The organism is Clostridium sartagoforme AAU1, assembly GCF_000401215.1.
Classification (GTDB): domain Bacteria; phylum Bacillota; class Clostridia; order Clostridiales; family Clostridiaceae; genus Clostridium; species Clostridium sartagoforme.
Genome location: NZ_ASRV01000022.1, coordinates 1 through 14,980 on the forward strand (window position 1 = coordinate 1; position 14,980 = coordinate 14,980).

13 protein-coding genes and 1 other annotated feature are annotated in these 14,980 nt (G+C 33.2%); all 13 genes read right to left on the reverse strand.

All coding sequences use genetic code 11. The features are described from left to right. Positions 1–230: 230 nt before the first annotated feature. Positions 231–2,294, reverse strand: coding sequence for an elongation factor G (fusA, locus tag A500_RS01895; protein WP_016205901.1), 2,064 nt, complete (start codon positions 2,292–2,294; stop codon positions 231–233). Between the two features lie 76 nt (positions 2,295–2,370). Then, on the reverse strand, positions 2,371–2,841 hold the full coding sequence (gene rpsG, locus A500_RS01900) for a 30S ribosomal protein S7 (RefSeq protein WP_016205902.1): 471 nt from the start codon (positions 2,839–2,841) through the stop codon (positions 2,371–2,373). Between the two features lie 152 nt (positions 2,842–2,993). Then, a complete protein-coding gene (gene rpsL / locus A500_RS01905; protein WP_008681201.1) occupies positions 2,994–3,374 on the reverse strand; it encodes a 30S ribosomal protein S12 in 381 nt (126 codons plus the stop codon). A 65-nt stretch (positions 3,375–3,439) separates the two neighbouring features. After that, complete coding sequence (locus A500_RS01910) at positions 3,440–3,679, reverse strand: ribosomal L7Ae/L30e/S12e/Gadd45 family protein (protein WP_040436427.1); 240 nt, start codon at positions 3,677–3,679, stop codon at positions 3,440–3,442. 153 nt (positions 3,680–3,832) lie between these two features. Beyond that, positions 3,833–7,366 (reverse strand): DNA-directed RNA polymerase subunit beta', encoded by a 3,534-nt coding sequence (gene rpoC, locus A500_RS01915; RefSeq protein ID WP_016205904.1) that lies wholly within the window; start codon positions 7,364–7,366, stop codon positions 3,833–3,835. 21 nt (positions 7,367–7,387) lie between these two features. After that, positions 7,388–11,095, reverse strand: coding sequence for a DNA-directed RNA polymerase subunit beta (gene rpoB / locus A500_RS01920; RefSeq protein ID WP_016205905.1), 3,708 nt, complete (start codon positions 11,093–11,095; stop codon positions 7,388–7,390). A 354-nt stretch (positions 11,096–11,449) separates the two neighbouring features. After that, positions 11,450–11,815, reverse strand: coding sequence for a 50S ribosomal protein L7/L12 (rplL, locus tag A500_RS01925; protein ID WP_016205906.1), 366 nt, complete (start codon positions 11,813–11,815; stop codon positions 11,450–11,452). 31 nt (positions 11,816–11,846) lie between these two features. After that, complete coding sequence (rplJ, locus tag A500_RS01930; protein WP_016205907.1) at positions 11,847–12,350, reverse strand: 50S ribosomal protein L10; 504 nt, start codon at positions 12,348–12,350, stop codon at positions 11,847–11,849. Positions 12,351–12,387: 37 nt separating this feature from the next. Further along, positions 12,388–12,516, reverse strand: a sequence feature (ribosomal protein L10 leader region). A gap of 42 nt (positions 12,517–12,558) precedes the next feature. Beyond that, complete coding sequence (gene rplA / locus A500_RS01935) at positions 12,559–13,248, reverse strand: 50S ribosomal protein L1 (protein WP_016205908.1); 690 nt, start codon at positions 13,246–13,248, stop codon at positions 12,559–12,561. A gap of 52 nt (positions 13,249–13,300) precedes the next feature. After that, positions 13,301–13,726 (reverse strand): 50S ribosomal protein L11, encoded by a 426-nt coding sequence (gene rplK, locus A500_RS01940; RefSeq protein WP_016205909.1) that lies wholly within the window; start codon positions 13,724–13,726, stop codon positions 13,301–13,303. A gap of 69 nt (positions 13,727–13,795) precedes the next feature. Further along, a complete protein-coding gene (gene nusG, locus A500_RS01945) occupies positions 13,796–14,317 on the reverse strand; it encodes a transcription termination/antitermination protein NusG (RefSeq protein ID WP_016205910.1) in 522 nt (173 codons plus the stop codon). A 33-nt stretch (positions 14,318–14,350) separates the two neighbouring features. Then, positions 14,351–14,584 carry a preprotein translocase subunit SecE gene (secE, locus tag A500_RS01950; RefSeq protein ID WP_016205911.1) on the reverse strand — a complete coding sequence of 78 codons (234 nt, stop codon included), beginning with the start codon at positions 14,582–14,584 and terminating at the stop codon, positions 14,351–14,353. A 51-nt stretch (positions 14,585–14,635) separates the two neighbouring features. After that, on the reverse strand, positions 14,636–14,785 hold the full coding sequence (gene rpmG / locus A500_RS01955) for a 50S ribosomal protein L33 (RefSeq protein ID WP_008681213.1): 150 nt from the start codon (positions 14,783–14,785) through the stop codon (positions 14,636–14,638). Between the last annotated feature and the right edge of the window lie 195 nt (positions 14,786–14,980).

Below are 14,980 nucleotides of genomic sequence, written 5' to 3' on the forward strand. Positions count from 1 at the left end.
GTTTACGTGTGGTTTGCTTCTTTCGAATTTTTGCTTTGCCATTGTAAAATCCTCCTTTATGGAAATTAATTATATTAACCTTCTTAGTTATTATATCTAATTTATCTTTAATTTTCTAGGTCTATATAAATTTTCACTCTTATAATTTATAATAATAAAAATTCATATTATGTAATGCTACTCATAACTAAATTATGAGCAACATTACTAAATTTTATAACTAAAGTGAATTAATTTCTTTCACTTTTAATTTTTTCTTGAACACTCTTTGGAACTTCTTCGAAGTGATCGAATACCATTGAATAAACACCTCTACCTTGAGTTCTTGATCTTAAAGTAGTTGCATATCCAAACATTTCTGAAAGTGGAACCATAGCTCTTATTATTTGAGCTCCGTTTATAGCTTCCATTCCTTCAATTCTTCCTCTTCTTGAGTTAAGATCTCCCATTACATCTCCCATGTATTCTTCTGGTACTGTAACTTCAACCTTTTCCATTGGCTCAAGTAAAACTGGATCTGCTTTTGCCATTGCATTCTTAAATGCCATAGAACCAGCAATTTTAAATGCCATTTCAGATGAGTCAACTTCGTGGTATGAACCGTGAACTAATTTAACCTTAAAGTTTATAGTTTCATAACCAGCTACAACCCCACTCTTAGCAGCTTCTTGAATACCATTATCTATTGCAGGAATATATTCTCTTGGAACAGCTCCTCCTACTATAGCATTTTCAAATACGTATTCTCCTTCAGTAGGTTCCATTTCGATCACACAATGACCGTATTGTCCCTTACCACCAGATTGCTTAGCATATTTAGCTTCTGCTTTAACAGGTTTTCTAATAGTTTCTTTATATGCAACTTGAGGTGCTCCAACATTACATTCAACTTTGAATTCTCTAGTTAATCTATCAACTATGATTTCTAAGTGAAGTTCTCCCATACCTGCAATAATTGTTTGACCAGTTTCTTGATCAGTATGAGTCTTGAATGTAGGATCTTCTTCAGCTAACTTAGCCAATGCTAAGCCCATCTTTTCTTGACCAGCTTTTGTCTTTGGCTCTATAGCTACAGATATAACTGGTTCTGGGAATTCCATAGATTCTAATATTATTGGATCATTTTCTACACAAAGAGTATCTCCTGTTGTAGTATTCTTTAATCCTATAACAGCTCCTAATTCACCTGCTTCTAATGCTTCAACTTCTTCTCTTGAATTAGCATGCATCTTAACAAGTCTTCCTATTCTTTCTTTTTTGCCCTTTGTTGAGTTTAACACGTATGTTCCACTTTGCATAACTCCTGAATAAATTCTTGTAAATGCAAGTTTTCCAACGAATGGGTCTGTTGCTATTTTGAATGCTAAAGCTGACATTGGTGCTTCATCTGATGCTTCTCTTGTAGCTTCTTCACCTTCTAATGTTGTTCCTTTAACAGCTGGTATATCTAAAGGTGATGGTAAGAATGCAACAACTCCATCAATCATTTGTTGAACACCCTTATTTTTATATGATGATCCACAAATACATGGAACTATTTCATTAGCTATAGTAGCTTTTCTTAGTCCTACCATTATTTCTTCTTCTGTTAATTCTTCACCTTCAAGATATTTTTCCATTAATTCTTCATTAGTTTCTGCTACTGCTTCAAGTAGAGCCATTCTATATTCTTCTGCTTGATCTGCTAGATCAGCTGGAATTTCTTCTATTCTAACATCTTTTCCTAAATCATCGTAGAACATAATTGCCTTGTTAGTTATTAAGTCTACCATTCCCTTAAATTGATCTTCTGAACCAACCGGAATTTGTATTGGAACTGCGTTAGCTTTTAATCTATCTCTTACAGTGTTTATACATCTAAAGAAATCTGCTCCTGTAGCATCCATCTTATTAACATATATCATTCTTGGAACACCGTATTTATCTGCCTGTCTCCAAACAGTTTCAGTTTGTGGTTCAACCCCACTTTTTGCATCTAGAACTGTAACAGCTCCATCAAGTACTCTTAATGATCTTTCAACTTCAACTGTGAAATCTACGTGACCTGGAGTATCTATAATATTTAATTCATGACCCTTCCAAGCACATGTTGTTGCAGCAGAAGTAATTGTTATACCTCTTTCTTGTTCTTGAACCATCCAGTCCATTGTAGCTGCTCCTTCATGAACTTCTCCAATCTTGTGACTTCTTCCTGTATAAAATAATATACGCTCAGTAGTTGTAGTTTTTCCTGCATCTATATGAGCCATTATTCCAAAGTTACGGAATTTTTCTAAAGGATATTTTCTAGCCATTTGTATTTCCTCCTCTCAACGAGTAATTTTAAATTCGACAAAACTGTTTTAGCAAAAGCCAAAACAGTTTTGTATATTAGTATCTGTAATGAGCAAATGCTTTGTTTGCTTCAGCCATCTTATGAGTATCTTCTCTCTTCTTTACAGCTGCGCCAGTATTATTAGCTGCATCCATTAATTCTCCAGCTAATCTTTCAGCCATCACCTTTTCGCCTCTTTTTCTTGAAGCATCTAGAAGCCATCTTAAACCTAAAGTCTGTCTTCTTTCTGGTCTAACTTCTATTGGAACTTGGTAGTTAGCACCACCTATTCTTCTAGCTTTAACTTCTAATAAAGGCATTACATTGTTCATAGCTTCTTCAAATAATTCTAAAGCATCTTTGCCTGTTTTTTGCGCCATTATTTCAAACGCGTCGTAGCATATTTTTTGAGCTACTCCTTTTTTACCATCTTCCATTACATTGTTTATTAACTTTGTAACAACCTTTGAGTTGTACATTGGATCTGGTAATACATCTCTTTTTGCGATATGTCCTTTTCTTGGCACTTTTCTTCCCTCCTTAACATAATAAATTTAAGTTCATTGGTACTCTGCAATTATTACATTGCCGTAAAGTGCTTTACTTCTTCATCTATATAAACTTAATTTATAAATCTATGTAAATGCTGAAGACAAGCACTACTGTAGTTTACTTTAAACTACTTCTTTGCCTTCGGCTTTTTAGCACCGTACTTTGATCTTCCTTGCATTCTGTTAGCTACTCCAGCACAGTCTAGTGCTCCTCTTACGATATGGTATCTAACACCAGGAAGGTCCTTAACTCTACCACCTCTTATAAGAACAACGCTGTGCTCTTGTAAGTTGTGTCCTACACCACCAATGTATGCAGTAACTTCGAATCCATTTGTAAGTCTTACTCTTGCTATTTTTCTTAAAGCTGAGTTAGGCTTCTTAGGAGTAGTTGTTTTAACAACTGTACAAACCCCTCTTCTTTGTGGACACTCGTTAAGTGCTGGTGCTGTTGACTTGTTGATAACAGTTTTTCTGCCTTTTCTTACTAATTGGCTAATAGTTGGCATTTTTTCACCTCCTGAAATTTTTTTATCTATATATCTAATATTTAAGATAAAAGCTTATTAATGAATTAATCTAAAACTAGTACTGAAGATGCACTAACATCTATTTCACACATTTTACCTAATTCTTTCATTGTATTTATAAAAACAATTTTAACATTTTCTTTAATTGCTAATTCAATTAAATCTTTTGTTAAGTTTTTGTCTGCATCCTTAGCTACATATAAAACATAACCATTTCCATTTTTAATGGTCTTAGTACATTGCTTTATACCAATTACTTTATTACCTACAATTCTATCTATCATGAAATCACTCCCTATATAAAAGTTCATAGAGGCGCAGCTCATGACTTTGCCTCCATGAATTCATGTAGACAATTATATTGTAGTGTAGCTTTAAAATCACACAATTCGTATTTTATCATTTAAGCATACACATGTCAATAAAATTGCATTGTATTATTCAATTGATTCTATTGCTTCATTTTCAACTAAAACATCGTCAACATCTATCTTCACGTTTCTATATTTCATCATTCCTGTACCTGCTGGTATTAACTTACCAATAATTACATTTTCCTTCAACCCAACTAAAGGATCTATCTTTCCTTTAATTGCCGCTTCTGTAAGAACTCTTGTGGTTTCTTGGAATGATGCTGCTGATAGGAAACTATCTGTTGCTAAAGCAGCTTTGGTAATACCTAACAACGCTTGCTCTCCTTTAGCTTCTTCTCCACCAAATTCTCTCACTCTTGCATTTTCTTCTGCAAAATCAAACATATCTATCATAGTTCCTGGTAATAGATCAGTATCTCCTGAATCCAATACCTTAATCTTTCTAGTCATTTGTCTAACTACAACTTCTAAATGTTTATCATTTATATCAACACCTTGAAGTCTATAAACTTTTTGAACTTCAGATAATAGATATTTTCTAGCTCCATCAATACCTTTAATTGCTGCTATATCATGAGGATTTACTGAACCTTCAGTGATTTCATCTCCTGCTTCAATAAACTCATCATTTGATACCTTTAATCTTGAACCAAATGGTATTTCATAGCTACGTTCTTCTCCATCGTTTGACACTACAAACACAGTTCTCTTCTTTTTAGTTTCTTCAATTCTAACTGTACCTGTTATTTCACTTACTATAGCTAAACCTTTAGGTTTTCTAGCTTCAAATAATTCCTCAACTCTAGGAAGACCTTGTGTAATATCGGCTCCAACAACTCCCCCTGTATGGAATGTTCTCATTGTAAGTTGAGTTCCTGGTTCTCCGATTGATTGTGCTGCTATAATACCAACAGCTTCACCTATATTTATCTTTTGAGCTGTTGCCATGTTCATTCCATAGCATTTAGAACATACTCCTACCTTACACTTACATGTAAATACAGATCTAATTTTAACTTTCTTAACTCCTGAAGCTGCAACTTTTTCTGCAACATCTAGTTCCATATATTGATCAGCTTCTACCATAACCTCTCCTGTTGTTGGATTAATTATAGGCTCTGCTGTGTATCTACCATAAAGTCTTTCAGCTAATCCTTCGATAGCTTCATTTCCTTCTTTTATTTCTGAAACATATATACCTTCTGTTGTTCCACAATCAATTTCTCTTACAATAACGTCTTGTGATACGTCAACAAGTCTTCTTGTTAAATATCCAGAGTCTGCAGTTTTAAGAGCTGTATCTGCATTACCTTTTCTAGCTCCATGAGTAGATATGAAATATTCTAAAACTTCAAGTCCTTCTCTAAATGATGCTCTAATAGGTAATTCTATAATCTTACCAGTTGGACTCGCCATAAGCCCTCTCATACCAGCTAATTGCTTAATTTGAGATTTAGATCCTCTGGCTCCTGAGTCTGCCATCATGAATATTGGATTGAATTTATCCAAACTTTCCATAAGTGCATCGGCAACATCTTCTGTTGTTTTAGTCCATTTCTCAATAACTCTTTCATATCTTTCTTCTTCTGATATGAATCCTCTTTTATACATCTTCTCTATCTTATCAACTGTTTCATCAGCTTCTTTAAGTAATACATACTTTGCATCTGGTACTATCATATCAGATGCAGCTACTGTTATAGCTCCTATTGATGAATAATGATAACCTAAAGCTTTGATCTTATCAAGCATTATTGATGTGTTAGTTGGACCATGTACTGTATAACATCTATCTATAATTTTTCCTAAAGACTTTTTAGTTATTAAGAAATCTACTTCTAAATTAAATTCTTCTTCTTTTAAATCTCTATTTACAAATCCTAAATTTTGAGGAATTGACTCATTAAAGATTATTTTCCCAACTGTAGTCTTTATTATACCTGACTTCTTTTCTCCATCTATTTCTTTAAACATTCTTACTTGTATTGCTGCATGAATATCTATTTCTCCTACTTCATAAGCCATAATAGCTTCATCTTTCGAAGAGAATACTTTTCCTTCACCTTTAGCACCATCTTTATCCATAGTTAGATAATATGATCCTAGTACCATATCTTGTGTAGGTACGCAAACTGGCTTACCGTCTGAAGGTTTCATAATATTTCCTGCTGCAAGCATTAAGAATCTTGCTTCAGCTTGTGCTTCAACTGATAATGGAACGTGAACAGCCATTTGGTCTCCATCGAAGTCAGCATTATATGCTGTACATACAAGTGGATGTAGTTTTATTGCTCTACCTTCTACTAAAATCGGTTGGAACGCTTGAATTCCAAGTCTATGTAGAGTAGGGGCACGGTTTAATAAAACTGGATGATCAGTAATAACTTCTTCAAGTACATCCCATACTTGATTATTTACTCTTTCAACCATTCTTTTCGCACTCTTTATATTATGTGCTACTCCATCTTCAACCAATTTCTTCATTACAAATGGTTTAAATAATTCTAAAGCCATTTCTTTTGGAAGTCCACATTGGTACATTTTTAACTCTGGGCCAACAACTATAACTGATCTACCAGAGTAGTCAACTCTCTTACCAAGTAAGTTTTGTCTAAATCTACCTTGCTTACCTTTTAACATATCTGATAGTGATTTAAGTGGTCTGTTTCCAGGTCCTGTTACAGGTCTACCTCTTCTACCATTATCTATAAGTGCATCCACCGCTTCTTGAAGCATTCTTTTTTCATTTCTAACAATGATATCCGGAGCACCTAAGTCTAATAATTTCTTTAATCTGTTATTTCTGTTAATAACTCTTCTGTATAGATCATTTAAATCTGAAGTTGCAAATCTTCCACCATCTAATTGAACCATCGGTCTTAAATCCGGAGGAATAACAGGAATGACATTTATAACCATCCATCTTGGATCATTTCCTGATTTTCTAAAAGATTCAACCACTTCTAATCTTCTTATTATTCTAACTCTTTTTTGACCAGTACTTGTTTTTAATTCTTCTTTAAGATCTCTTGATTGACCTTCTAAGTCAATTTCTTTAAGTAATCCTTGAACAGCTTCTGCTCCCATTCCAGCTACAAAGCTTTCTTCACCATACTTATCAACAGCTTCTCTATATTCTTTTTCATTTAACAACTGTTTCTTTAATAGCGTTGTTTCTTTAGGATCTATTACTACATATGAAGCAAAATATAGTATTTTTTCTAAAGCTCTTGGTGACATGTCTAAAAGTAATCCCATTCTTGATGGAATACCCTTAAAGTACCAAATGTGAGAAACTGGGGCAGCAAGTTCAATATGCCCCATTCTTTCTCTTCTTACCTTTGCCTTAGTTACTTCAACTCCACATCTGTCACAAACTATGCCCTTATATCTAACTCTTTTATATTTACCACAATGGCATTCCCAGTCTTTTATAGGTCCAAATATTCTTTCACAAAATAGACCGTCTCTTTCTGGTTTTAATGTTCTATAATTTATAGTTTCTGGTTTTTTAACTTCTCCTCTTGACCATTCTCTTATTTGATCAGGTGAAGCTAAACCTATTTGTATAGCATCAAAATTATTCAATTCAAACAAGGGTATATCCTCCCTTCAAATTTAGTGTTCATCATTTACAAAATCATCAAGTTCTAGATCTTCTTCATGGAATCCGTCTAATGAAAAGTTATCAAACTCAACCTCTTCTTCAACTTCTTCCTCTGATATTGTATAACTATCATCTACATTTACATCATCAGAAATAACATCTTCTGTTCCTTCAATGTTAACTTCTAAATCTTCCATATCTTCTTCTGCAAACTCTTTAAGCTTAACTTCTTGATTCTCATCATTTAATACTTTTACATCTAAACATAAAGCTTGAAGTTCTTTAATTAGAACCTTAAATGATTCTGGAACTCCAGGTTCCGGTATGTTTTCACCTTTAACAATAGCCTCATAAGTTTTAACTCTACCTACAACATCATCTGATTTAACAGTTAATATTTCTTGTAGTGTATGAGCTGCTCCATATGCTTCTAAAGCCCAAACTTCCATTTCTCCAAATCTTTGGCCACCAAATTGTGCTTTACCACCAAGAGGTTGTTGAGTTACTAGTGAATATGGTCCTGTAGATCTAGCATGTATCTTATCATCAACTAAGTGAGCTAGTTTTAATATATACATTATACCAACAGTTACTTCATTATCAAAAGCTTCTCCTGTTCTACCATCATATAAAACAGTTTTACCATTTGCGTTATATCCTGCTTTTGCTAAGCATTCTTCTATATCTTTTTCTGTAGCTCCATCAAATACAGGAGTAGCTATGTGCCATCCTAATTGACTTGCTGCCCATCCTAAGTGAACTTCTAATACCTGACCTATATTCATACGTGATGGAACCCCTAATGGATTTAAACATATTTGTAGTGGTCTACCATCTGGTAAGAATGGCATATCTTCTTCTGGTAACACTCTTGAGATAACCCCTTTGTTACCATGACGTCCTGCCATCTTATCCCCAACAGATATTTTTCTTTTTTGAGCTATATAGCATCTAACTAGTTCATTTACTCCTGGATTTAATTCGTCTCCGTTTTCTCTAGTAAATACTTTAACATCGACTATAATTCCAGCCTCTCCATGAGGAACTCTTAGTGAAGTATCTCTTACTTCTCTAGCCTTTTCTCCAAATATAGCTCTTAATAATCTTTCTTCTGCAGTTAATTCAGTTTCTCCCTTTGGTGTTACTTTTCCAACAAGAATGTCTCCTGATCTAACTTCAGCACCAATTCTTATAATTCCTCTATCATCTATATCTTTTAATGCATCTTCGCTTACATTAGGAATATCTCTAGTTATTTCTTCTGGTCCTAATTTTGTATCTCTAGCTTCACATTCATATTCTTCTATATGGATTGAAGTAAATACATCTTCTCTAACTAACTCCTCTGAAATAAGCATAGCATCTTCATAGTTATAACCTTCCCAAGTTATGAATCCCATTCTGATGTTTTTACCTAATGCTATTTCTCCTAAATCAGTTGATGGTCCATCAGCTAAAACTTGATTTTTAAACACTATTTCACCTTTATCTACTAAAGGTCTTTGGTTTATACATGTACCTTGGTTACTTCTTTTAAACTTAAGAAGTTTATAAGTATCTACTCCACCATCTACATCTCTCTTAATTCTTATTTCACTAGAACTTACGTAAACTACCTTACCCGCATTTCTAGCCTTTGGAAGAACCCCAGAGTCTACAGCTGCTTTAAATTCTATTCCAGTACCAACTACTGGAGCTTGAGGTTTTAATAATGGAACAGCTTGACGTTGCATGTTTGATCCCATAAGTGCTCTTGAGGCATCATCATTTTCAAGGAAAGGTATCATAGCTGTTGCCACTGATACTATTTGTCTTGGTGATACATCAATTAAATCAACTTCTTCTGCATTTACAACTAGAATTTCATTTAAGATTCTAACAGTTACTCTACTATCAACAAACTTTCTATCTTCTCCGATAGGTTCTTTAGCTTGTGCTACTAGATATTGATCTTCTTCATCTGCTGTAAAATATCTAATTTCATCTGTTACTATACCTTTTTCTTTATCAACAACTCTATATGGAGTTTCTATAAATCCATATTCATTAACCTTAGCATATGTTGCTAACGAGTTTATAAGCCCTATATTTGGTCCTTCTGGAGTTTCTATAGGACACATTCTACCATAGTGTGAATGGTGAACGTCTCTAACTTCAAAACCAGCTCTTTCTCTTGAAAGACCTCCTGGTCCTAAAGCAGATAATCTTCTCTTATGAGTTAATTCTGATAAAGGATTTGTTTGATCCATGAATTGTGATAATTGAGAACTACCGAAGAATTCTTTAATTGCAGCTGCAACAGGTCTTATGTTAATTAACATTTGAGGTGTTATAGCTTCTTGGTCTTGAATAGTCATTCTTTCTTTAACTACTCTTTCCATTCTTGATAAACCAATTCTAAATTGATTTTGTAACAATTCCCCCACAGACCTTAATCTTCTATTTCCTAAATGATCTATATCATCAACATAACCTATAGTATATGGTAATCCTAATTCATAGCTTATTGTTGCAAATATATCATCTTTTATTATATGTTTAGGAATAAGTCTATTTAAGTTTTTCTTAATTTCTTCTTTTATAGTCTCTTCATCATCATAATTGTCTAATATTTCTTTTAGTGTTGGATAGTGAACAAATTCTCTGATATTTAAATCTTCTATATCAAATGATATAAATTTTTTAATGTCAACAAAATGGTTACCAATTACTCTAACCACTCTATCTTCAACTAATATATCAACTGAGTTAATACCAACATTTTGAATTTCTTCTGCTAACGATCTACTAATTTTTTTACCTTGCTCTATCATAATTTCTCCTGTTTGAGGATTAACTATGTCAGTAGCAGCTATTTGATTGATTAATCTTAAATTTAATGCTAATTTTTTGTTAAACTTATATCTACCAACTCTTGATAAATCATATCTTTTAGCATCAAAAAATAGTGAATCTATAAGAGATATAGCACTATCAACCGTTGGTGGTTCACCTGGTCTTAATCTTTTATATATCTCTAGTAAAGCTTCTTCTTTAGTTTTAGTATTATCTTTTTCTATTGTAGCTTTAAATCTTTCGTCTTCTCCAAAATAGTCTAAAAGCTCTTGATCACTTCCGAATCCCATAGCTCTTGCTAAAATCGATATTGGAAGTTTTCTTGTTTTATCTATTCTTACATAGATAATATCATTAGAGTCAGTCTCATACTCTAACCATGCTCCCCTATTTGGAATAACTGTTGATGAATATAACTTTTTACCAGTTTTATCAACATTAAAATTGTAATAAACACCTGGCGACCTTACTAATTGACTTACAATAACTCTTTCAGCACCATTTATGATGAAAGTACCTTGTTCAGTCATTAACGGGAAGTCACCCATAAATACTTCTTGTTCTTTAATTTCTCCAGTTTCATTATTTTGTAATCTTACAGAAACTTTTAGTGGTGCAGCATAAGTTGAATCTCTCTCTTTACACTCCTCCACTGAATACTTAATATTATCCATATCAAGCTTGTAATCAACAAACTCAAGAACAAGATTTCCAGTAAAGTTTGTGATTGGATTAATGTCTTCAAAAACTTCATGAAGACCTTCATCTAAAAACCACTGATATGAATCTAATTGTACCTCAATAAGATTTGGCATTTCAGTTACATCTTTAACTTTACCAAAACTCATTCTAGTTCTTTTTCCGACTTGGACAGGATGTACCATGAATTTTCACCCCTTGTATAAAACTAAAATAACCAAAAGCACACTTTCCCTAAGGACTTATGCTTTCGGACAGCATCACTTATTAGTATAACCATCTTTTGTTCGATTATACATTTTTTTCATATGAGTATATACCTACCCATATTGAATAGTACATTTAATGATACTATCATAATATTCTTTTAATGTCAATTATTTTATTACATAACTTATGTTAATCTATGCATTTACCATTTTTCAAGTGTTTTTTATATAAAACTATATAAAGTATCCCAGGACTTTGATATTTTATATAGTTTCATTTAGGCAATTAAAAAGGTGCCTTTAACAGCACCTTTTCAATTTAAAAGTTAATTACTTAACTTCTACTTCAGCTCCAACTTCAGCTAATTTAGCTTTCATATCTTCTGCTTCTTCTTTTGATACGCCTTCTTTTAATGTCTTAGGAGCTCCATCAACTATTTCCTTAGCTTCTTTTAATCCTAATCCAGTTAATTCTCTAACTACTTTGATAACTTTGATTTTTTGTGATCCAGCGCTAGCTAGAACTACATCAAACTCAGTCTTTTCTTCTGCAGCTGCAGCACCTGCAACAGCTCCTGCTACTGCTACTGGAGCAGCGGCACTTACACCAAATTCTTCTTCACAAGCTTTAACTAGCTCGTTTAATTCTAAAACAGTCATTTCTTTTATAGCTTGAATTATATCTTCTCTTGTCATTTTAATTGCACCTCCAAATTTTTATCAGTTATTATTCAGCTGATTCTGATTCTTTTTTTTCTTTAATTGCATTTAATAAATATGCAACATTTGATAATGGAGCCTTGAAGCTTCCAAGAAGTTTTGCGATAAGAACTTCTTTTGATGGTATTGTAGCAATTTGTTCTATTTCAGCTTTATTATATAAAGTTCCTTCTACCATACCAGCTTTTAATTCTAATTTCTTGTGATCTTTAGCAAATGTGTGTAACACTCTTGCTGGAGCAGTAGCATCTTCATATCCAAACGCTATAGAAACTGGTCCTTCTAAATATGCATCAAGACCTTCTACTCCTAATTCTTTAGCAGCTAATGCTACAAGGTTATTTTTATAAACCTTATATTCAACACCAGCTTCTCTTAAAGTTTTTCTTAAAGTTGTATCTTCTTCAACTGTTAAACCTTGATAGTCTGCTAAAACGATAGATTGAGACTTTTCTAATTTTTCTTTAATCTCAGCAACTTTAGCTTCTTTAATTTGTCTATTCTTGTTCATTACTGTGTGTCCACCTCCTCACAGTTTTTAACTGCAAATTTATATTAAGAAAGGCCTTCCCATAGACATAGGAAGACCAAATAATTACTTACCTTGGTGTTCCTCGGTAGGCAATTATTTTAAACCTTTCGGCACCTACTGTCTTTGGAATCAGTATTTTCTTTAACAACATGTAACATTGTATTACATATTTTTTTGTATGTCAATACTAATCTAAAACTTTTGTTGGGTTAACCTTTGCTCCAGGACCCATAGTGCTTGAAACAGATACTGATTTAACGTATTGTCCCTTAGCAGCTGCTGGCTTAGCTTTTACTAAAGCATCCATTAAAGCATGGAAGTTTTCTTGTAGTTTTTCTACTCCAAATGATTTCTTTCCAATTGGGCAGTGAACTATAGCAGTTTTATCTACTCTATATTCAACTTTACCAGCTTTTATTTCAGCAATTGCTTTTGCAACATCAAATGTAACTGTTCCTGATTTTGGGTTTGGCATTAATCCTTTAGGTCCTAAAACTCTACCAATTCTACCAACAACACCCATCATATCTGGTGTAGCTACTACTACATCATATTCAAACCAGTTTTCGCTTTGAATCTTTTGAACTAATTCTTCTGCTCCTACGAAGTCTGCTCCAGCTTCTTGAGCTTCTTTAGCTTTTTCTCCCTTTGCGAACACTAAAACTCTTACAGTTCTACCTGTTCCATTTGGAAGAACAACAGCTCCTCTTACTTGTTGATCTGCATGTCTTGGGTCAACCCCTAATCTAACATGTAACTCTATAGTTTCATCAAATTTTGCTTTAGCAGTTTTTATTGCTAAATCTAAAGCTTCTACTGGAGTGTATAACGCACTCTTATCAATTAATTTTGCACTTTCAATATAATTCTTTCCCATAATTTGCCTCCTTTGTGGTATTAGCGGTTTTTACCTCCCACTTTATTACGAATTACTCTTCAATAGTTACTCCCATACTTCTTGCAGTACCTTCGATCATGCTCATAGCAGTTTCGATAGTAGCCGCATTTAAGTCAGGCATCTTTAATTCAGCAATCTTTCTTACTTGTTCTTTTGTTAATTTTCCAACCTTAGTTCTGTTTGGAACTCCTGAACCACTTTCGATTCCTAATTCCTTCTTTATAAGAACTGCTGCCGGTGGAGTTTTTAGTATAAAACTAAAAGATCTATCTTGGTAAACTGTTATAACAACTGGTATTATTAATCCAGCTTGATTAGCAGTTTTTGCATTGAACTCCTTACAGAATCCCATAATGTTAACACCGTGTTGACCTAATGCTGGTCCTACTGGTGGTGCTGGTGTTGCCTTACCTGCAGGAAGTTGAAGTTTAATCATTCCTGTTACTTTCTTAGCCATGTATTATTCCTCCTATACTGTGGTAATACGGACCTTAGTCCTCCCACTTTATTAAAACATTAGCTTATATTAAACTAATTTTTCAACTTGTGTAAATTCTAATTCGGCTAGAGTTTCTCTGCCAAACATATCAATTAATGCTTTTATTTTGCGTTTCTCTAAGTTTATCTCTTGAATTATTGCTATAAACTCTCTTAATGGTCCAGAGATAACTCTTACGCTTTCCCCTACTTCTAAATCAATTTCTACAGGACTTTCTTGAACTCCCATAGATTCAACCTCTTCATCAGTAAGTGGAACTGGTTTAGAAGCTGGGCCAACAAAACCTGTTACACCCCTAGTATTTCTAACCACATACCATGACTCATCTGTCATTAGCATTTTTACTAACACATATCCAGGGAACTTTTTCTTAAGAGAAATCTTTTGTTTCCCATCTTTTTCTTCTACAACTTCTTCCATAGGCACTTGGATGTCTTGAAGTAAGTTTTGAAGATTTCTATTTTCAATGGTTTTTTCAAGATTTGCTTTAACCTTGTTTTCGTAGCCTGAGTATGTGTGTACAACATACCATCTTGCTCTTTCGCTCATATTTTCTTATAGGCGACTAACACCTAAACCTCCTTACTTAAATTTTAAAATGAATTCAAAGAGGTTTTGAAAAATATAATCTAACCCGCCTACTAATATTATATATATTAGTACGACTACGCCAACTGCAATTAACGCTTTTTTAGTGTCATTTTTAGAAGGCCAAGTTATTCTTTTAACTTCTGCCTTAACCTCTCTAAAAAACTTTAATATGCCACCTCTGTTAGGTGAACTTTTAGTTAAATTTACATTTTCCTTAACAGCCATTACTTCACATCCTTAATCTTTGTGAGTATATGTCATCACTATATCAGCTAATTACTTAGTTTCTTTATGAAGTGTATGTTTTTTACAGAACTTGCAGTATTTATGCATTTCTAATCTGTCTGGGTTGTTTTTCTTATTTTTCATTGAATTGTAATTTCTTTGCTTACACTCTGTGCATGCTAAAGTTATCTTTACTCTCACAGTCTGCACCTCCAGTTTACCGTAAATAATATAAAACCTTATTACTTATGTTAATTAATTCGTTAATTACCTAAACACATTATCATAAAACATGTATTATGTCAATATATAAGCCTTTGTAAAGGACTAGGTAATGAAACCCAGTCCTATATATATTAATAATATATATTACTTAGTATATATTATTCTATTATA

Excerpts from the sequence above, each read along its gene's own strand:
- fusA (WP_016205901.1), bottom strand. The coding sequence starts at position 2,294 with ATGGCTAGAAAATATCCTTTAGAAAAATTCCGTAACTTTGGAATAATG.
- rpsL (WP_008681201.1), bottom strand. The coding sequence starts at position 3,374 with ATGCCAACTATTAGCCAATTAGTAAGAAAAGGCAGAAAAACTGTTATC.
- A500_RS01910 (WP_040436427.1), bottom strand. The coding sequence starts at position 3,679 with ATGATAGATAGAATTGTAGGTAATAAAGTAATTGGTATAAAGCAATGT.
- rpoB (WP_016205905.1), bottom strand. The coding sequence starts at position 11,095 with ATGGTACATCCTGTCCAAGTCGGAAAAAGAACTAGAATGAGTTTTGGT.
- rplL (WP_016205906.1), bottom strand. The coding sequence starts at position 11,815 with ATGACAAGAGAAGATATAATTCAAGCTATAAAAGAAATGACTGTTTTA.
- rplJ (WP_016205907.1), bottom strand. The coding sequence starts at position 12,350 with ATGAACAAGAATAGACAAATTAAAGAAGCTAAAGTTGCTGAGATTAAA.
- rplA (WP_016205908.1), bottom strand. The coding sequence starts at position 13,248 with ATGGGAAAGAATTATATTGAAAGTGCAAAATTAATTGATAAGAGTGCG.
- rplK (WP_016205909.1), bottom strand. The coding sequence starts at position 13,726 with ATGGCTAAGAAAGTAACAGGAATGATTAAACTTCAACTTCCTGCAGGT.
- nusG (WP_016205910.1), bottom strand. The coding sequence starts at position 14,317 with ATGAGCGAAAGAGCAAGATGGTATGTTGTACACACATACTCAGGCTAC.
- secE (WP_016205911.1), bottom strand. The coding sequence starts at position 14,584 with ATGGCTGTTAAGGAAAATGTAAATTTAACTAAAAGTTCACCTAACAGA.